The organism is Rhodococcus sp. OAS809, assembly GCF_040546695.1.
In the GTDB taxonomy this organism is placed as follows: domain Bacteria; phylum Actinomycetota; class Actinomycetes; order Mycobacteriales; family Mycobacteriaceae; genus Rhodococcus_F; species Rhodococcus_F qingshengii.
Genome location: NZ_JBEPOI010000002.1, coordinates 5,236,014 through 5,253,337, shown reverse-complemented (window position 1 = coordinate 5,253,337; position 17,324 = coordinate 5,236,014). Strand labels below are relative to the sequence as shown.

Annotated in this window: 17 protein-coding genes; 7 read left to right on the top strand and 10 right to left on the bottom strand. The window is 63.0% G+C overall.

Annotated elements, in window-relative coordinates; all coding sequences use genetic code 11:
- Positions 1-13: 13 nt before the first annotated feature.
- The gene (locus ABIE52_RS27580) at positions 14-463 is read right to left on the bottom strand and encodes a nuclear transport factor 2 family protein (RefSeq protein ID WP_192712224.1); all 450 of its coding nucleotides are present in this window, start codon (positions 461-463) and stop codon (positions 14-16) included.
- A 138-nt stretch (positions 464-601) separates the two neighbouring features.
- Between ABIE52_RS27580 and ABIE52_RS27575 the strand changes: the two genes are divergently transcribed.
- From ABIE52_RS27575 to ABIE52_RS27550, 6 genes are all read left to right on the top strand, one after another.
- On the top strand, positions 602-1,324 hold the full coding sequence (locus ABIE52_RS27575; RefSeq protein ID WP_003939719.1) for an IclR family transcriptional regulator: 723 nt from the start codon (positions 602-604) through the stop codon (positions 1,322-1,324).
- A 114-nt stretch (positions 1,325-1,438) separates the two neighbouring features.
- The gene (locus tag ABIE52_RS27570) at positions 1,439-2,404 is read left to right on the top strand and encodes a pirin family protein (RefSeq protein WP_007731415.1); all 966 of its coding nucleotides are present in this window, start codon (positions 1,439-1,441) and stop codon (positions 2,402-2,404) included.
- Between the two features lies 1 nt (position 2,405).
- Positions 2,406-3,152, top strand: a complete 747-nt coding sequence (locus ABIE52_RS27565; protein ID WP_003939960.1) for a pirin family protein — start codon at positions 2,406-2,408, stop codon at positions 3,150-3,152.
- 115 nt (positions 3,153-3,267) lie between these two features.
- A complete protein-coding gene (locus ABIE52_RS27560; RefSeq protein WP_003940511.1) occupies positions 3,268-4,050 on the top strand; it encodes a pirin family protein in 783 nt (260 codons plus the stop codon).
- 44 nt (positions 4,051-4,094) lie between these two features.
- The gene (locus ABIE52_RS27555) at positions 4,095-5,021 is read left to right on the top strand and encodes a PaaI family thioesterase (protein WP_054827906.1); all 927 of its coding nucleotides are present in this window, start codon (positions 4,095-4,097) and stop codon (positions 5,019-5,021) included.
- 66 nt (positions 5,022-5,087) lie between these two features.
- Positions 5,088-6,071, top strand: a complete 984-nt coding sequence (locus tag ABIE52_RS27550) for an intradiol ring-cleavage dioxygenase (RefSeq protein WP_042926419.1) — start codon at positions 5,088-5,090, stop codon at positions 6,069-6,071.
- 13 nt (positions 6,072-6,084) lie between these two features.
- Here ABIE52_RS27550 and ABIE52_RS27545 read toward each other — a convergent pair whose 3' ends face one another.
- From ABIE52_RS27545 to ABIE52_RS27535, 3 genes are read right to left on the bottom strand one after another with little or no spacing between them, the layout of a single operon-like run.
- On the bottom strand, positions 6,085-8,445 hold the full coding sequence (locus tag ABIE52_RS27545; protein WP_007731409.1) for an ATP-binding cassette domain-containing protein: 2,361 nt from the start codon (positions 8,443-8,445) through the stop codon (positions 6,085-6,087).
- Between the two features lie 52 nt (positions 8,446-8,497).
- Positions 8,498-8,908 (bottom strand): VOC family protein, encoded by a 411-nt coding sequence (locus ABIE52_RS27540; protein WP_003940539.1) that lies wholly within the window; start codon positions 8,906-8,908, stop codon positions 8,498-8,500.
- Positions 8,909-8,913: 5 nt separating this feature from the next.
- Positions 8,914-9,363 carry a helix-turn-helix transcriptional regulator gene (locus ABIE52_RS27535; protein ID WP_030535180.1) on the bottom strand — a complete coding sequence of 150 codons (450 nt, stop codon included), beginning with the start codon at positions 9,361-9,363 and terminating at the stop codon, positions 8,914-8,916.
- Positions 9,364-9,475: 112 nt separating this feature from the next.
- On the opposite strand from ABIE52_RS27535, the gene ABIE52_RS27530 reads away from it, so the two are divergent.
- On the top strand, positions 9,476-11,434 hold the full coding sequence (locus tag ABIE52_RS27530; protein WP_007731407.1) for a M13 family metallopeptidase: 1,959 nt from the start codon (positions 9,476-9,478) through the stop codon (positions 11,432-11,434).
- Between the two features lie 67 nt (positions 11,435-11,501).
- Here the strand turns inward: ABIE52_RS27530 and ABIE52_RS27525 are convergent, their stop codons facing one another.
- From ABIE52_RS27525 to ABIE52_RS27500, 6 genes are all read right to left on the bottom strand, one after another.
- The gene (locus ABIE52_RS27525; RefSeq protein WP_003940244.1) at positions 11,502-11,828 is read right to left on the bottom strand and encodes a YnfA family protein; all 327 of its coding nucleotides are present in this window, start codon (positions 11,826-11,828) and stop codon (positions 11,502-11,504) included.
- A gap of 16 nt (positions 11,829-11,844) precedes the next feature.
- Positions 11,845-12,930 carry an ABC transporter ATP-binding protein gene (locus ABIE52_RS27520; RefSeq protein ID WP_054187729.1) on the bottom strand — a complete coding sequence of 362 codons (1,086 nt, stop codon included), beginning with the start codon at positions 12,928-12,930 and terminating at the stop codon, positions 11,845-11,847.
- Between the two features lie 15 nt (positions 12,931-12,945).
- On the bottom strand, positions 12,946-14,277 hold the full coding sequence (locus tag ABIE52_RS27515; protein ID WP_192712223.1) for an ABC transporter substrate-binding protein: 1,332 nt from the start codon (positions 14,275-14,277) through the stop codon (positions 12,946-12,948).
- 37 nt (positions 14,278-14,314) lie between these two features.
- Positions 14,315-15,217 carry a carbohydrate ABC transporter permease gene (locus ABIE52_RS27510; protein WP_003939837.1) on the bottom strand — a complete coding sequence of 301 codons (903 nt, stop codon included), beginning with the start codon at positions 15,215-15,217 and terminating at the stop codon, positions 14,315-14,317.
- Positions 15,214-16,188, bottom strand: a complete 975-nt coding sequence (locus ABIE52_RS27505) for a carbohydrate ABC transporter permease (RefSeq protein WP_003940557.1) — start codon at positions 16,186-16,188, stop codon at positions 15,214-15,216. The genes ABIE52_RS27510 and ABIE52_RS27505 overlap by 4 nt, the downstream gene beginning before the upstream one ends.
- Positions 16,189-16,262: 74 nt before the next feature.
- On the bottom strand, positions 16,263-17,186 hold the full coding sequence (locus tag ABIE52_RS27500) for a L,D-transpeptidase (protein WP_064687686.1): 924 nt from the start codon (positions 17,184-17,186) through the stop codon (positions 16,263-16,265).
- Positions 17,187-17,324 lie beyond the last annotated feature (138 nt).

Here is a 17,324-nt window from a genome sequence, read left to right as displayed (position 1 = left end):
ACATTTCGGTACTTCAAGCTTGTTCGGACGCTCGGGGCGCGTCGTCGCGGGAGACGGTGCGGCGGGCGATCTTCCACCCCTCACCGACCCGAACCACGTGATCTGTGACAGTTGTCAACCGCACCAGTCGCGAGTCTCCGCCGCGAGCGGTGGCAACGATCTGCAGGTACCCGTGCACTGTGAGAGCACTCTCGTCCACCGCCTCGACGACGAGATTGGTCAGAACGTGGCGATGCACCTCGTCGGCAGCTTCCGCCGCAGCGAAGAAGCGAGCAGCAAAAGCCGCAAGGTCGTCGAAACCGACCACAGGTTCCGGATAACTGGGGGAATGAAACTCACCGCCATCGGTGAATGTCTGCGCCCAATCCTGCTGGCGCCCAGAGTCTATGCAATGACTCTGGTGGCCGTACAGCTGGTGAATTGCGGCAACATCCTCCGTTGCCACGACGCTGCAGTTGCTCATGAAGGTTCTCTCCGAACACGCTGTGCTGCATCCACCCGAAGGTTGTGCAGCTCCGTAAAGTGTGCGATAATCGCACACACTGTGCGATATATTCAAAGCGTAGGTGGCATACCTCACAAACGTCAAGAAAGGGATTTGATGTCAGAGCTGAGCGAGGAACACCGACCGCGCAAAAGTGCAGTTCAAGTGGACTCCAGCATGTCGAAAACGCTGCACCACGGACTCGAGATCCTGGAACTCCTGACGTCCTATCCGCACGGCTTGTCGGTCACCGACATCGCCGACGGAGTGGGAGTCCACCGAACCGTCGCACATCGGTTGATCCGCACGCTCGAGGCTCATCACCTGTGCCGCAAGGACTCCTTCAAGCGCGTCACTCTCGGCGCCGGCCTGGTCACCCTCGCCGAACCGGTGGAACAGGATTTGCGCACTCTCGCTCGCCCGATACTTCAAGAACTTGCCGAGGCCACCGAGGCGACAGCGCACCTGGTGGTCCGCGAGAGCGATACCGAAGTGCGCGCGCTGATGGTGGTCGAACCGCGCAGCGCCAAGGTTCACGTCGCGTTTCATCCAGGGCAGGTCGATCCGATCGACCGCGGCTCCGCCGGGCTCTCCATCCTTGCCTCACTCCCGCCGACGAGCGGGGAACGAGAGGAAGTGACGGCGGCACGCGCACGCGGCTACGCAGTGACCGTCGGCGAGGTCATCCCGTCGGTCCTGGGAATCTCGGCGGTGATCCCCGGCCGACGCCGCGACGCCATCTCCAGCCTCGGAATTTCCGTCTTCGACTCCGAGGACCAAGCAGCGCTGGGCGCCGAGGTCATGGCAGCGGCAAAAACCCTCGGCAGCATGTTGCGCTGATCCGAACACCAGTCGAGCCCCGGGAATACCCGGGGCTCGACTTTGTTGACTCCGAATGAGATAGTTGAACAATCAACTACCTGACATCAGCTTCACGGATACAAGGAGTACGACATGCCTGCTGTGACAGTCGAGAACATCTTGGCCCTGCCCCGTCTCGACGAGCCGGCAGAGTCAGCAGTCGACCGCCCTGTCAAGAGCATCACCACCGCACCGGTCGGATACGAAGGTGAAGGCTTTCCCGTTCACCGCGCCTTCGCCGGCATCGACCTCTCCGCCCTCGATCCCTTCATCCACATGGACCAGATGGGCGAAGTCAACTACGCACCCGGAGAACCCAAGGGCACACCGTGGCACCCGCACCGCGGCTTCGAAACCGTGACCTACATGATCGACGGCATCATGGAGCACCAGGACTCCAATGGTGGCGGTGGCATTATCGGCGGCGGCGACACCCAGTGGATGACCGCGGGTGGCGGCATCCTCCACATCGAAACTCCGCCGGAGCACCTCGTCCTCAGCGGCGGCCTTTTCCACGGCGTCCAACTGTGGGTCAACCTGCCTCGCGACAACAAGATGGCATCTCCGCGGTACCAGGACATCACCGGTAACAAGGTGGCCCTGCTTTCCTCGCCGGACGGCGGAGCCTTGGTACGCGTCATCGCCGGAGACATCGCCGGCCACGCCGGACCTGGTTCGACGTACACACCGATCGCGCTCTCCCACACGACTGTGGCCCCGGGTGCGAGCCTGACGCTTCCGTGGAACCCCGAGTTCAACGCGATCGTCTACGTGCTCGCCGGCGAAGGCACGGTCGGGGCAGAGCGTCGGCCCATTCGTGTCGGACAGACAGCTGTCTTCGGACGCGGTGACTCCATCACCGTCGCCGCCTCCGATCGCCAGGATTCACGGACCGAATCTCTCGAGGTATTCATCCTCGGCGGCAAACCGATTCGTGAGCCCATCGCGATGGCCGGGCCGTTCGTCATGAACACCAAGTCCGAGGTCATGCAGGCCTTCGAGGACTTCCAGGCCGGACGCCTGGGATCCATCCCGGCGGCACACGAGACGCTGAGCTGACATGTCGTCGGTAGTCGTCCAGCGAGCTGACGAACGCGCGCATCTCAACTACGGCTGGCTCACGGCGCGTCACAGTTTCCCCTTCGCCGGAAACTTCGATCACGCCGCGTACGCGCATGGACTTCTGTTGGTGAACAACGACGACATCATCGAAGCCGACTACGGTTTCGACACTCATCAGCACCGCGACACCGAGATCGTGACGTGGGTGCTCAGCGGATCTCTGGTTCACCAGGATTCCGCTGGGCACTCCGGGGTCATCCATCGCGGACTCGCGCAGAGAATGAGCGCCGGTACCGGAATCCTGCACTCCGAGCGCAACGATCGCTTCCGGGCCGACGGCTCGCGTGTCACCGAGCCCGTTCACCTCGTCCAGATGTGGATACCCCCGGACGAATCCGGAGTGACTCCGAGCTATCAGGAACTCGACATCAACTCCGAACTCGACGGCGGTGGCCTGATCACCCTGGCGTCGGGGATGCCCGCGCATCGCGACCACAGCGCGATCAGCTTGCACAACAAACATGCGGCACTGCATGTTGCTCGCCTCGAGACCGGTGGGTCGGTATCTCTCCCGGATGCGCCGTACGTGCACGGCTTCATCGCCGGTGGCACTGTCGACGTCGAGGGAGTCGGATTGCTCGGTCCGGGAGATTCGTTGCGACTCAAGGATACTGGCGGTCAACGAGTCGAGGGAATCGGCGATGCGGAGATACTCGTGTGGGAGATGCACGCGTCGACGAACTGACGACACCACCGAGTACGCCCAATGTTCGGACTACACAGCAGGTTCGTCGTAGGGTGGATGCCGGTAGTGGCGGATCCCGATTGTGGTGGATCCCGGTGGTACAGAAGGAGGAGCCATGGCATCTGGTCGAGCACAGGCCCCACGGACGACACCGCACATCGATGTGCACCGCTCCGGCGATCGCTTGAAATCCCGCGTCTCCTGGCTGGATTCGAAACATTCGTTCTCGTTCGGACAGCACTACGATCCGGACAACACTCATCACGGATTGCTGCTCGTCAACAACGACGACACCGTACTGGCGGGAACCGGTTTCGACACCCATCCGCACAAGGACATGGAAATCGTGACCTGGGTGCTTCGCGGTTCGCTCGTGCACCAGGATTCCATCGGCCACACCGGCGTCATCTATCCGGGACTCGCCCAGCGCATGAGCGCCGGTACCGGAATCATGCACAGTGAGAAGAACGATTCGTGGCGTATCGGCGGCGAACAGCATTCCGACCCCGTGCATTTCATTCAGATGTGGGTGGTACCGGACGAAGGTGGACTGACCCCCGGTTACGAACAGCTCGAGATCGACGACGAACTGCTGCGCGGCGGTCTGATCCCGGTTGCCTCCGGGATGGAGCGCTACAAGGATCATTCGGCGATTCGCATCAACAACAAGAACGCCGCCATGCATGTCGCACGCATTCTGCCGGGCACCTCCGTGAATCTTCCGGGCGCACGGTTCCTGCACGTCTTCGTCGCGCAGGGCACTGCCGAGATGGAGGGCGTCGGCACACTGTACGAGGGCGATGCTGTCCGGTTGAGCGATTCGGGTGGCCAGCAGCTGACCTCCGACGCCGGGGCCGAAGTCCTCGTCTGGGAGATGCATTCACGTATCGGTGGTTGAGACCCGGTCTCGGCAGGACTCGGCGCGCTGGAGATACTCGACGGATGAGCATCGACAACTCCGCCGCGCCCGTCAAGAAGCTTGACCCACTCAACACATTGATGGGTGTGCGCGCCGTTTCGGTCGAGCCCGGGGACCTGGCCTTCGCGCAGGCCGTCGGCGAGCGATTCCACGATCACCGTGGCAAGACCGTGCTCGGTTCCATCGGAGTCATGATCGACGGTGCCATGGGTGGCGCGGTGTACTCGGGACTGACCTCGGGCCATCAGTCCGTGCTCGCGCAGGTCACGGTCAGTGCGGGCGCCGACATCCCCGACGTCGCGGACGTCGGTGCCACCGGAACACTCGTGCATCTCGACGACGGCGTCGGACTCGCATCCGGGCAACTTCGCGACGAGAACGGCACCCTTCTGGCAGTGATGGCCGGTCGCGCCATGGTGGTCTCGCGTCCCCCCGTCGTGGGAATCGACGACTACGTGGAGGGCGAGCCGCTGCCCGTCCCGACGCCGGAGAAGACAAGCAACCTGAGCGGGTTGTCCGGGTCCGACGTCGTCGAAGGAATCCGCGACGGCAAACTCGAACGCGGTCCACTCGCCGGTCTCCTCGATCTTGCTGTCGTCGACGTGACCCCGGGTTCCGTCGTCGGTGAGTTCGCACCCGTGGCCTGGATGGCCAACCCGTTGGGCGCCGTTCAGGGCGGTGTCCTCATCTCGGCAGTCGACGCCATCACTGGCCTGTCTGCCCAGACCCTGACCCGCGTCGACCAGGACTATCGCGTCCTCGACCACAAGATCGACTTCCTGCGCTCACCCGACATCGGCGGGCCGGTCTTGCGCGCCGAGGCCTCCGTGATTCGTGCCGGGCGCAGGCTCGCGCTGATCGAAACTCGCATCGTCGACGCCGGCGGACAGGTCTATGTGCGGGCCACTTCGAGCATTCAGATGCTCTCCCAGCAAGTTCACAGCGGATAACCAGTTCCGCACCAGGTCGCCCGTCCACCATTGAGACAACAGCCCACACAATGGAGGTACAGCGGCGTGAACAAAGACATCGAAGCGAGCAGGCTGCGCGTGAGCCGTCGGCGGGCTCTCGCCCTCGGCGGAACCATCAGTCTCGGCGGGCTCATCGCAGCGTGCTCCGGCAACAGTGGCACCGCCACGACGACTTCGGCTGCGGCTGCGTCGACGACAACCACTTCCGGCACCTCCGCCGCGGCCACGTCCGGCGACGCTGTCACCGCACTTCTGGCCAAAGCACCGCAGTGTGTCATGAGCAAGGAAGAGACGCAGGGTCCCTACTGGTTCGACGTCGACTCCATTCGCGGCGACATCCGCGAGGACCGTCCGGGCACCACGCTGCAGGTTGCGATGCGCGTGCAGGACAACAGCCAGTGCAACGTCGACGGCAGCATCGGCGCGGTCAGTAACGCCGTCGTCGAGATCTGGCACTGCGACGCCGGCGGCGTGTACTCCGGCTTCGAATCCGGTTCGCTGAGCGCCAACGGCGGCGGCGGTGGCGGAACTCCCCCGGCCGGGGGGATGGGTGAACCTCCGTCAGGTGCACCCGGAGGCGGAATGGGCGAACCACCGTCAGGCGCCCCCGGCGGAATGGGCGGCGGCATGGGAGGGTCCGGTGAGACCTCCGACGGTTCGTACAGCGTCGGCGACACCGAAGCCACCACCACCGACGACGGTACCTATCTGCGCGGGGCGCAGACCACCGATGCAAACGGCATCGCACAGTTCACCACGATCTTCCCCGGCTGGTACATGGGCCGCACCACCCACATCCACGTCAAGGTTCACATCGACAAGAAGACGGTCCTCACGTCGCAGACCTTCTTCGACGAGACCCTTCTCGACGAGGTGTACTCGCAGTCCCCGTACAGCGAGCACACCGGTCGTGAGAACAACACGAACAACGCCAGTGACGGCATCTACGACGACACCGGCCTCATGACCGTCGAAAAGCAGTCGGACGGGTCCTACCTCGCCGTCATCAACCTGGGTATCGACGCCTGAGGTAGGAGCCCGGTCAGCTGCCGACGTATGCCGCGAGGTGCTTTCCGGTGAGGGTGGAGCCGTCGGCGACGAGCTCCTCGGGAGTGCCCTCGAAGACGATCCGACCGCCGTCGTGACCCGCACCAGGGCCGAGGTCGATGATCCAGTCTGCGTGTGCCATCACCGCTTGGTGGTGCTCGATCACGATGACTGACTTGCCGGAATCGACCAGTCGATCGAGCAGGCCGAGCAACTGCTCGACGTCGGCCAGGTGCAGTCCGGTGGTCGGCTCGTCGAGGACGTACACGCCGCCCTTCTCACCCAGGTGGGTTGCCAGCTTGATGCGCTGACGCTCACCGCCCGACAGCGTCGTCAACGGCTGGCCGATCGTGAGGTATCCGAGCCCCACGTCGACCAGTCGGACGAGGATCTTGTGCGCAGCGAGGGTCTTGGCCTCACCGTCGCCGAAGAACTCCTCGGCCTCGGCCACCGACATCGTGAGAACCTCGTTGATGTCCTTGCCACCGAATTTGTATTCGAGTACCTCGGCTTGGAAGCGCTTGCCCTCGCACTCCTCGCAGAGAGTGGCAACGCCGGCCATCATCGCCAGGTCGCTGTAGATGACGCCGTTGCCGTTGCACGTCGGGCAGGCGCCCTCGGAGTTGGCACTGAAGAGCGCCGGCTTCACGCCGTTGGCCTTGGCGAATGCCTTGCGAATCGGGTCGAGCAGCCCCGTGTACGTCGCCGGGTTGCTCCGACGCGAGCCGCGGATCGCGCTCTGATCGACCGACACCACGTCTTCGCGTTTCGCGAGCGAGCCGTGGATCAGCGAACTCTTGCCCGACCCGGCGACACCGGTGACCACGACCAGGACGCCGAGCGGTACGTCGACGTCGACGTCCTGCAGGTTGTGTGAGTTCGCTCCACGAATCTCGATTGCTCCGGTGGACTCCCGCACGGTCTCTTTGATTGCGGCCCGGTCGTCGAAGTGACGGCCGGTTACGGTGTCGCTGGCACGCAAACCGTCGACGGTGCCCTCGAAGCAGACGTTTCCGCCGGCGCTACCCGCACCCGGACCGAGGTCGACGATGTGGTCGGCGATCACGATCGTCTCCGGCTTGTGCTCGACCACGAGCACGGTGTTGCCCTTGTCCCGCAGGCGCAGCAGTAGGTCGTTCATCCTCGCGATGTCGTGCGGATGCAGGCCGGTGGTGGGCTCGTCGAAAACATACGTGATGTCGGTGAGCGAGGAACCCAGGTGACGAATCATCTTGGTGCGCTGAGCTTCACCGCCGGAGAGGGTTCCCGACGGCCGATCGAGACTGAGGTAGCCGAGTCCGATCTCCACGAACGAGTCGAGCGTTTCACCGAGCGTCGTGAGCAACGGCGCGACCGAAGGCTCCTTCAGTCCGCTGACCCATTCCGCGAGATCGCTGATCTGCATCGAGCAGGCGTCGGCGATGTTGACGCCCTTGATCTTCGACGACCGCGCCCCCTCGCTCAGTCGCGTCCCGTCGCATTCGGGGCAGGTGGTGAACGTGATCGCCCGCTCGACGAACGCCCGGATGTGGGGCTGCATCGCGTCGACGTCCTTGGCCAGGAACGACTTCTGAATCTGCGGAATCAGACCCGTGTACGTCAGGTTGATGCCTTCGACCTTGATCTTGGTCGGCTCTTTGTAGAGCAGATCGTTCAGTTCCTTCTTGGTGTACTTCTTGATCGGCTTGTCGGGATCGAAGAAACCGCAGCCGCGGTAGATCCGGCCGTACCAACCCTCCATGCTGTAGCCGGGGACCGTGATCGCACTCTCGTTGAGCGACTTGGTGTCGTCGTACAACGCGGTCAGATCGAAATCGTTGACCGCCCCTCGTCCCTCACACCGCGGACACATGCCGCCGGTGATCTTGAAGCTGCGACGCTCTTTCGTCTGACGTCCGCCGCGTTCCATCGTGACCGCGCCTGCTCCGGAGATCGAGGCCACGTTGAACGAAAACGCCTGAGGCGAACCGATGTGAGGCTTTCCGAGACGGCTGAACAGGATGCGGAGCATCGCGTTGGCGTCGGTGGCGGTTCCGACGGTCGAGCGCGGGTCGACTCCCATCCGCTGCTGATCGACGATGATCGCGGTGGTCAGGCCGTCGAGAACATCGACGTCCGGCCGCGCGAGCGTCGGCATGAATCCTTGAACGAAAGCGCTGTAGGTCTCGTTGATCATCCGCTGCGATTCCGCGGCGATCGTACTGAACACCAGCGAACTCTTCCCCGAACCGGAGACGCCGGTGAATACCGTCAGCCTCCGCTTCGGGATCTCGACACTGATGTCTTCGAGGTTGTTCACCCGCGCGCCTTGCACGCGGATCAAATCGTGGCTGTCTGCGGTGTGCAAGGCAGTCATCGTGTCTCCATCTGTCAGTCGATCGCCGACGGTCTCAGCGCAGTTGACGGGCTCAGCGCAGTTCTTGAATACGGATCAGGTTTCCCGCTGGGTCCCGGACGGCGCAATCGCGAACGCCGTACGGCTGCTCGGTCGGTTCCTGGACGACGTCGATGTCGCCGGCCTGAAGCCGCTCGAACGTGTCGTCCAGATCTTTGGTGGCCAGGAGAAGTCCGCCGTAGGTGCCCTTGGCCATCATCTCGATGATGGTGCGGCGCTCCTCGTCGGTGATTCCGGGATCGACGGCCGGCGGATGCAGCACGATGGAGGTGCCGGGCTGGCCGGGCGGCCCCACCGTGATCCAACGCATCCCGTCGTAGCCGACGTCGTTGCGAACCTCGAAGCCGAGCGTGTCGCGATAGAAGTTCAGGGCGGCTTCAGGGTCGTCCTGCGGAAGGAAACTCGAGTGAATGGTGATGTCCATGGCGATCACGTTAATTGCGGCTGCGCGGTCTGCGCTTCTCGATTCCTGATCGGTCTGGTGACTTGTTTGGACACGCAGGACGGCATTCCTGCCGTCGACTGCTCGGCCTCGCGCCGATAGACACTGGGCGGAACCCCCACCAATTCGGTGAACTTGCTGCTGAAAGTGCCGAGAGAGCTGCAACCGACCTCGAAGCAGACGTCCGTGACACTGAGGTCTCCGCGCCGCAGTAACGCCATCGCTCGCTCGATTCGCCTGGTCATCAGGTAGGCGTACGGCGGTTCTCCGTATGCCTGACGGAATTGGCGACTGAGATGCCCCGCAGACATGTTCACTCCCCGCGCGAGCGCCTCCACGTCCAGAGGCCGCGCGTACTCCCGGTCGATACGGTCTCGCACACGTCGTAGTCGCGCGAGGTCCTGCAGGTGCGGATCTGCGGCAGGTCTGCTGGTCACGTATTCGATCGTGCCATGCCATACCGACGTTGCCCAGCACAAGAGATGAACTCGGCGTGGAGCGATCGCGCACACACCGAGCAGTTCGTCATGATCGTGTAAGGATGGAGAAATGACCACGGCTCATCGCTCAGGCATCGACCTCACCCACCTCGACGGCGACACACGGGCGCAGGACGATCTGTTCGTCCACGTCAACGGAAAATGGCTCGCCGAATACGAGATTCCGGCAGACCGCGCAGTCGACGGGGCCTTCCGGACGCTCTACGACAAGGCCGAAGAAGACGTACAGACCATCATCACCGAAGCCGCGGAGTCCAACTCGGCCGCCGGTACCGATGCACAGCGCATCGGCGACCTGTACTCGAGTTTCATGGACGCCGACGCCGTGGAGGCCGCAGGCCTCGGCCCCATCGACGACGAGCTCGACGCCGTCGCCGATGCGCCGGACCGGTCGTCGCTGGCCACCGTGATCGGACGCCACCAGCGCGTCGGCGTCGGCGGTGCCATCTCGCATTACGTCGACACCGATGCCAAGAACTCCGAGCGGTACCTGATCCACTTCAGCCAGTCGGGAATCAGCCTCCCCGACGAGTCGTACTACCGCGAGGACAACTACGCGGAGATCCGCGAGAAGTACGTCGCGCACATCGACAAGATGTTCACCCTCGCCGGCGTCGGCTACGACGCCCAGCGTGTGTTCGAGCTCGAGAAGAAGATCGCGGCCGGGCATTGGGACGTCGTCAAGCGTCGTGACGCAGATCTGAGTTACAACCTGGTGGGCTTCGAGGAACTGACCGAGCAGAACCCCGGTTTGGACTGGGCGGCATGGCTGTCCGGTCTCGGCGCCGATTCGGAGAAGTTCGCCGAGATCGTGGTCCGCCAGCCCGAATTCCTGCACACCTTCACCGCACTCTGGGCGTCGGAGTCACTGGACGACTGGAAGGCATGGGCGGCGTGGAAGGTGCTTCATGCCCGCTCCCCTTACCTGCATTCGGCCCTGGTCGACGAGACCTTCGCTTTCTACGGCACCACACTGTCCGGGACCGAAGAGAACCGTGAGCGCTGGAAGCGCGGGGTAAGCCTGGTCCAGGATCTGCTCGGCGAGGCCGTCGGCAAGCTCTACGTCGATCGACACTTCCCCGCAGAGGCGAAGACCCGCATGCTGGAACTGGTCGCAAACCTGCAGGAGGCGTACCGCCGCAACATCTCCGACCTCGAGTGGATGAGCCCGCAGACTCGTGAGGCTGCATTGGCCAAGCTCGAGAAGTTCACCCCGAAGATCGGTTACCCCGACAAGTGGCGCGACTACGCCGGACTCGAGATCTCGGCAACCGACCTGGTGGGCAACTACCGTCGCGGATACGCCGCCGAGTACGACCGTGACCTGGCCAAGCTGGGCGGCCCCGTCGACCGTGACGAGTGGTTCATGACGCCGCAGACCGTCAACGCCTACTACAACCCGGGCATGAACGAAATCGTCTTCCCCGCAGCCATTCTCCAGCCGCCGTTCTTCGACGCGGCAGCCGACGACGCTGCCAACTACGGCGGCATCGGCGCCGTCATCGGCCACGAGATCGGTCACGGGTTCGACGATCAGGGCGCCAAGTACGACGGCGACGGCAACATGGTCGACTGGTGGACCGACGAGGACCGCAGCGAATTCGGCAAGCGCACAAAGGCTCTCATCGAGCAGTACAACGAGTTCGAGCCCAAGGAACTTCCGGGCCACCACGTCAACGGCGAGTTCACGATCGGCGAGAACATCGGCGACCTCGGCGGGCTGTCGATCGCGATCGCGGCGTACAAGATCGCGACCGAAGGTACCGAACCTCCGGTCATCGACGGACTCACCGGCTTGCAGCGCGTGTTCTTCGGGTGGGCGCAGGTATGGCGCACGAAGGCCCGTGAGGCCGAAGCGCTTCGCCGTCTGGCCGTCGACCCGCACTCGCCGCCGGAGTTCCGGTGCAACGGCGTCGTCCGCAACCTCGACACGTTCCACGAGGAGTTCGACGTCAAGCCCGGTGACGCACTGTATTTGGAGCCGGAGAAGCGTGTGAAGATCTGGTAGCAGGGGCAAGCCCCTGTGCGCGCTTAGGGACCCCCTGGACTCCCTGAGCGCGCACGGGGCCGAAGGCCTACCGGGCGTACATGATCACCCCGACGCCGACCAGACAGATCAGCGCACCGGCGATGTCGAAACGATCCGGGCGGAATCCGTCCATCACCACCGCCCACAGCAGTGAACCTGCGACGAAGATCCCGCCGTACGCGGCGAGGATGCGCCCGAAGTTCGCATCGGGTTGCATGGTGGCGACCAGACCGTAGAGGCCGAGCGAGATGACGCCGAGCCCCACCCAGATCCATCCCTTGTGCTCGCGAATTCCCTGCCACACCAACCACGCGCCCCCGATTTCGAGCAGCGCGGCGAGTACGAACAGCAACAGCGAACGTGCGACGGTCATGCCGCACACAGTATCGCTACAGACGTACTCCGGTCTCCGCGGAAAAGAAGTACACCTCGCCGGCCTTGGGCAGCAGATGAAGCGACTCCCCCGGTGCCACCGACATCTTCCGGTCGACGCGAATGACGATTCGACCGGATCGGCTCTGCCACTGCGAATCCGGGGCACCCTTTGCATAGACGAACGATTCGGCTCCCAACTCTTCGAGCAGATCGGCATCCACGGCCAGCGAGCCCTTTCGCCACGCTCCCACCAGATCCCACGATTCCGGGCGCACTCCCACGACGACCCGCTCCCGCTCGGACGCCCCGGTGGGCAGCGGAATCCGCAGATCACCGAGCACTGCGACGGTTCCCTCGACCGGCGCTTCGATCAGGTTCATGCCGGGCGATCCGATGAAGGCGGCCACAAAGGTGTTGACGGGGTTGTCGTAGAGTTCGCGCGGCTTCGCCACCTGCTGCAAGCGACCGTCCAGCATCACCGCCACTCGGTCCCCCATCGTCATCGCCTCGACCTGATCGTGGGTGACGTAGACCGTCGTGGTGCCGAGTCGACGCTGTAAGGCGGCGATCTGCGACCGTGTGCTGACGCGTAGTTTGGCATCCAGATTGCTGAGCGGCTCATCCATGCAGAACACCTTGGGATGGCGAACGATGGCTCTACCCATGGCGACTCGCTGGCGTTGCCCACCGGACAGCTTGGCCGGTTTACGTCCGAGCAGCGGTTCGAGCTCGAGCATCCGCGCTGCCTCGAGTACCCGCTCCCGTCGCTCGGCCTTTCCTACTCCGGCATTCTGCAGCGCGAAGCCCATGTTCTGCTCGACGGTCATGTTCGGGTACAGCGCGTAACTCTGAAACACCATGGCGACGTCACGTGCTCGCGGAGCGAGGTGCGTGACGTCCGTGCCGCCGATCTCGATCCGGCCGTCCGACGCGGACTCGAGACCGGCGAGCATTCGCAGGCTGGTGGACTTACCGCAACCGGAAGGTCCTACGAGTACCAGGAACTCACCGTCGGCGATGTCGAGGTCGAGACGGTCGACTGCCGGTCGATCGGTTCCTTCGTAGCGGTGCGTGACTCCCGCGAATTGCACGTTGGCCATGAGTGTTCTCTCCTACTACTTCGGCAGCTTGGGGGTGATCTGCCGGTCGATGATCTGCTGCAACTGCGTGGCAACGCCGGCGAATGTCGATGCGACGTCGGCCTTCTGGAGAGCGATCTGCTCGAGTCCGGTGCCGATGATCTGATCCCCACCCGGGACGAACACGCGTGCGTAGTCCTGCGAGCGCGTACGCGAGAGCTGATCCACAGCGGTACGGGAGTTGGGGTTCGCGTCGAGGAACGCCTTCATGCTCGGCTCCGAGGTTGCCGACTTGCGGACCGGCATGTAGCCGACGTTCTGCGAGAAGTACGCCGTGTTCTCACCATTGGTGATGAAGTCGATGAACTTGAGCGCGTTCTTCTTACGCTGATCGGAGATCTTGGACGGGATGGCAAGCCCGGCACCGCCGGTGGGGCAACCGGGAGTTCCGTCCACTGCCGGGAGGAAAGCGGTGCCGAAGTCGAAGTTGGCAGTCTTCTTGATGCCGGACAGATCGCCCGTCGACGCGATGGTCGACGCCAGAATGCCGGTACCGAATTCGTTCGCGATGTCAGTGGAGACCGCGGCGTACTTCTTATCGTGAATCATGCTGGAGAGGAACTGCCCTGCGGCAATGGTCTTCTCGTTGTCGAGCTGCAGATTCCACTGGTCGGAGTACGAGCCGCCGAACGTCCAGATTGGGCCTTCGTAGGTCCAGCCGAGGTAATCCTTCGCGTTGCCCCACCCGTGTGCCAACTTGCCGTTGCCCACGACCTTCTGCAGCTCGGGTCCCCACTCGTCGAACTCCTGCCATGTCGCCGGCCCACGGTCGGGAAGACCTGCCTGCGACCAGACCGCCTTGTTGTAGTAGAACAACGGCGTCGACCGCGCGTAGGGAAGCGCATAGTGCTTGCCCTGGAACAGGTAGTCGGTGAGCAGTGAATCGACGTAGTCGGCCGAGTCGACCCCCACCTCGGAGAAGAGTCCGTCGAGCGGCTCGATTGCCCCGGCCAGTGCATAGTTGAACCACCAGACATCCGACAGCACAACCACATCGGGCACATCTCCACCGGAGAGGGCAGCGTTGAACTTCTGTGCCACCTCTTCGTAGTTCTTGCCGCCGTCCACCAAGTTGACCTTCAGGTCCGGGTACTTGGTCTGGAAGCGGTTGATCAGTTCCTTCTCCACGTCGGTGGACTTACCCGGATGGTTCGACCAGAAGGTGATGGTGTTGGAATCACCCGACGCACCGGATGTTCCCGCAGCATCAGCGCTCGACCCGCCGGATCCCGCGCACGCGGTCAGTGCGGCGCCGGCGGCGATTGCACCGCCGAGGCTCAAGAATCCGCGCCTGTTCATGTTTGCCATTACTGCTCCTCGAGAAAGAAATGTGACGGGAAAGCTGTCAGCCCTTGACCGCACCGGAGGTGAGGCCCTTGATCATGTGTCTTTGCAGCAGAAGGAAAATCACCAGGATCGGTAGCATCGTCAGCACCGTTCCTGCCATGACCGGACCCCAGTTGGTAAGTCCGTCGTTGTTCTGCAGTTGGGTCAATCCGATCGGCAGCGGTGCTACCGAGGAATCGTCGGACATGAGGAACGGCCACAGGTACTCGTTCCATTCGTTGACCACCGTGATGATGCCGAACGCCACCATCGTGGGTCCGGAAACGGGGAGCACCACGCGCCAGAGCAACCGCCAGTGGCCGGCTCCGTCCATCCGCGCCGCCTCGACGATCTCCGAAGGGATCGAGAGGAAGTGGTTGCGCATGAGGAACGTACCGAAGGCTACACCCGCGAGCGGAACTATGATGCCCTGGAACGTGTTACGCCAGCCCCACTCTGCCACGAGCGCGTAATTCGAGATCACGGTGATCTGGTTCGGAACCATCAATGCGGCGATGATTCCGAGAAAGACGAAGTTCTTCCCCGGGAAGCGCAGGAAAACAAGCCCATAGGCGCTGAGAGTCCCCAGAACGAACTTCGCCGCCGACAGAATCGTCGTGATCACTATCGAGTTCCGCAAGAACATCCAGAACGGGACCGATGTGGTTGCTTCCGAATAGTTTTCGGGATGCAGCGACGACGGCCACCACGTTGCCGGCTGCGTGTAGATCTCCGGGCGCTCCTTGAACGAGGTCATCACGATCCAGTAGAGCGGCAGGACGATGATGACCAACGCGATCACCATTGCCGCATAGCCGAGGATCTTCACACCGACCTCACGCCGGTCCACGTTCTTGCGGTCCGGCCCCGGCCTAACGACGGAAGTCGGAGCAGCGCTTTTCTTTTCCTCTACCGCTGTCATTTCTCTTCTCCCCGATCCATGGCACGAACCTGGTAGACGGTGATGATCAGCAGGATCAGGAACATGATGGTGGCAACCGTCGCACCGTAGCCCGCCCGGAAGTTTCGGAACGTCTCGTTGTACACCTGGTAGACCATCGTCGTCGTCCCCGTACCCAGCGGGCCACCACGGGTCATGACGTTGATGATGTCGAAGACCTGGAGCGAGTTGAGCATGACGGTGATGGAGAGGAAGAACGTCGTCGGGCGCAACTGAGGTAGGAGAACCCGGCGGAACTTGGTCCACGGCTTGGCACCGTCGATTTCGGCGGCTTCGTTCAACTCTTGCCGAACTCCTTGCAGCGCAGCGAGATAGATGACAAACGTGTAGCCGAGGTTCTTCCACATGTATGTCACCGTCACCATGAACAGCGCCCAGTGGGGGTCCTGATAGAAGTCGGGCGATTGGAGTCCGACGCGGTGCAGGAGATCCTGGATCAGACCGAAGTTGGGGTCGAAGACGAACTGAAACGCGACACCGATCGCTGCACCGGAGATGACGAACGGAGCGAAGATGGCCGACCGGACCAGGTTTCGCCCGACGAGCTTGCGATCGAGCAGCATGGCCAACGCCAAACCGATGACCATCGAACCCACCACTGTGACCAATGTGAATACCACTGTGTTGGTGACGATCTGCCAGGTGTCGCTTCGTCCGAACCACTCGCGGTAATTGCTCAGCCCGATGAACGTCGCCTTCGGGTCCGCAATGTTCCAGTCGAAGAACGAAAGTCGGATGTTGTCCACCAGCGGGCGATAGGTGAACAAGATCAGCAACGCGAGATTGGGACCTACCAAGAGCGCGAACAGCGCGTAATCACGCCATGGTCTGCCCCACAGACCTGGCTTGCCTGAAGTGGGCAGCGTTCTTTCCGGACTCGATCTCACTGAGGCAGTCTGACCGCCCGCAACGAATGAATGGTGAACGTACAAGACACTCGAGCTGAACGCGACACGAAAAAGGCCCTGCGCGAATACTTCTCGCGCAGGGCCTTCCTCGTCGATGTCTAGCGGTTCCAGTCACCCAATCCGTCGGCGCCGCTGAGGACTCCACCTGCGGTGTTCTGCACGATCACCGGGTCGCCCTTGCCAGCGTTCTCGAAGAACCACTTGGCATCCTCGGTGCTGACATTGAGGCAGCCGTGGCTGACGTTGGTGAAACCCTGTTGCGCAACCGACCACGGAGCTGCATGGACGAAGATGCCACTGTAGGAAATTCGCGTCGCGTACTCGACGTAGGTGCGGTACCCCTCGGGAGAATCGATCGGAACGCCGTACGTGGACGAATCCATGTACATGTCGCGCAGCTGCTCGCCGACGATGTACGTGCCGTTCGGTGTTTCGTGGCCCGGCTTGCCGAACGACGTCGGCATGGTGCGCACGACCTCGCCGTTGCGGGTGACCGTGACCTGCTTGGTGTTGTCGTCCGCGACGGTGACGAGTGCGTCACCGATGTTGAACGTGGAGTGCGAATCACCGGCGTCGACGGTCACGGAGATGTTCGCCGGCCAAAACTGTGCCGGCTTCCAACGGACCTGACTGTCGTTGATCCAGTAGAAGCTGCCCTCGACCGGAGGATCGGTGGTCACGCGAATCGCGCGCTCGGCCGTGGCACGGTCGCCGACTGCCTCGTTGAAACGAATGATGATCGGCTGAGCGATACCGACGGTCTCACCCGCGGACGGGTTGAGCGACGGCGCGGAGAAGTTGGGGACGCCGATGGGCGCCTGGATCGGCGTACCCGGGATGCCCGGAACCGGAATTGCCGGATCGAGGTACGGAACGCCGGGAATGACGGGCAACGGAATGTCGGGTCCACCGGGAAAGAGCGGAACAGCCGCGGAGGGTCCGGCCAGAGCGAGGCCGGCGGCCACTGCTCCGACGATTGCCACGGCAACCCGTGACGTCCGACGACCCTTTTTGCTGCCCATGTCACTACCTTCGCTCGACTGACCACGTACTCACGTGGATCGTGCGCGGCCGGCATCGATACCCGCCTGGTACCGATGCCGATGCACCATTCGCACGCACCCGCTCGGAGCACACCTACACACCCGAGCACGCCGAAG

Excerpts from the sequence above, each read along its gene's own strand:
- ABIE52_RS27540 (WP_003940539.1), bottom strand. The coding sequence starts at position 8,908 with ATGGACATCACCATTCACTCGAGTTTCCTTCCGCAGGACGACCCTGAA.
- ABIE52_RS27580 (WP_192712224.1), bottom strand. The coding sequence starts at position 463 with ATGAGCAACTGCAGCGTCGTGGCAACGGAGGATGTTGCCGCAATTCAC.
- ABIE52_RS27560 (WP_003940511.1), top strand. The coding sequence starts at position 3,268 with ATGGCATCTGGTCGAGCACAGGCCCCACGGACGACACCGCACATCGAT.
- ABIE52_RS27565 (WP_003939960.1), top strand. The coding sequence starts at position 2,406 with ATGTCGTCGGTAGTCGTCCAGCGAGCTGACGAACGCGCGCATCTCAAC.
- ABIE52_RS27520 (WP_054187729.1), bottom strand. The coding sequence starts at position 12,930 with ATGGCCAACGTGCAATTCGCGGGAGTCACGCACCGCTACGAAGGAACC.
- ABIE52_RS27510 (WP_003939837.1), bottom strand. The coding sequence starts at position 15,217 with ATGACAGCGGTAGAGGAAAAGAAAAGCGCTGCTCCGACTTCCGTCGTT.
- ABIE52_RS27555 (WP_054827906.1), top strand. The coding sequence starts at position 4,095 with ATGAGCATCGACAACTCCGCCGCGCCCGTCAAGAAGCTTGACCCACTC.
- ABIE52_RS27545 (WP_007731409.1), bottom strand. The coding sequence starts at position 8,445 with ATGACTGCCTTGCACACCGCAGACAGCCACGATTTGATCCGCGTGCAA.
- ABIE52_RS27500 (WP_064687686.1), bottom strand. The coding sequence starts at position 17,186 with ATGGGCAGCAAAAAGGGTCGTCGGACGTCACGGGTTGCCGTGGCAATC.
- ABIE52_RS27575 (WP_003939719.1), top strand. The coding sequence starts at position 602 with ATGTCAGAGCTGAGCGAGGAACACCGACCGCGCAAAAGTGCAGTTCAA.
- ABIE52_RS27515 (WP_192712223.1), bottom strand. The coding sequence starts at position 14,277 with ATGGCAAACATGAACAGGCGCGGATTCTTGAGCCTCGGCGGTGCAATC.
- ABIE52_RS27530 (WP_007731407.1), top strand. The coding sequence starts at position 9,476 with ATGACCACGGCTCATCGCTCAGGCATCGACCTCACCCACCTCGACGGC.
- ABIE52_RS27570 (WP_007731415.1), top strand. The coding sequence starts at position 1,439 with ATGCCTGCTGTGACAGTCGAGAACATCTTGGCCCTGCCCCGTCTCGAC.
- ABIE52_RS27525 (WP_003940244.1), bottom strand. The coding sequence starts at position 11,828 with ATGACCGTCGCACGTTCGCTGTTGCTGTTCGTACTCGCCGCGCTGCTC.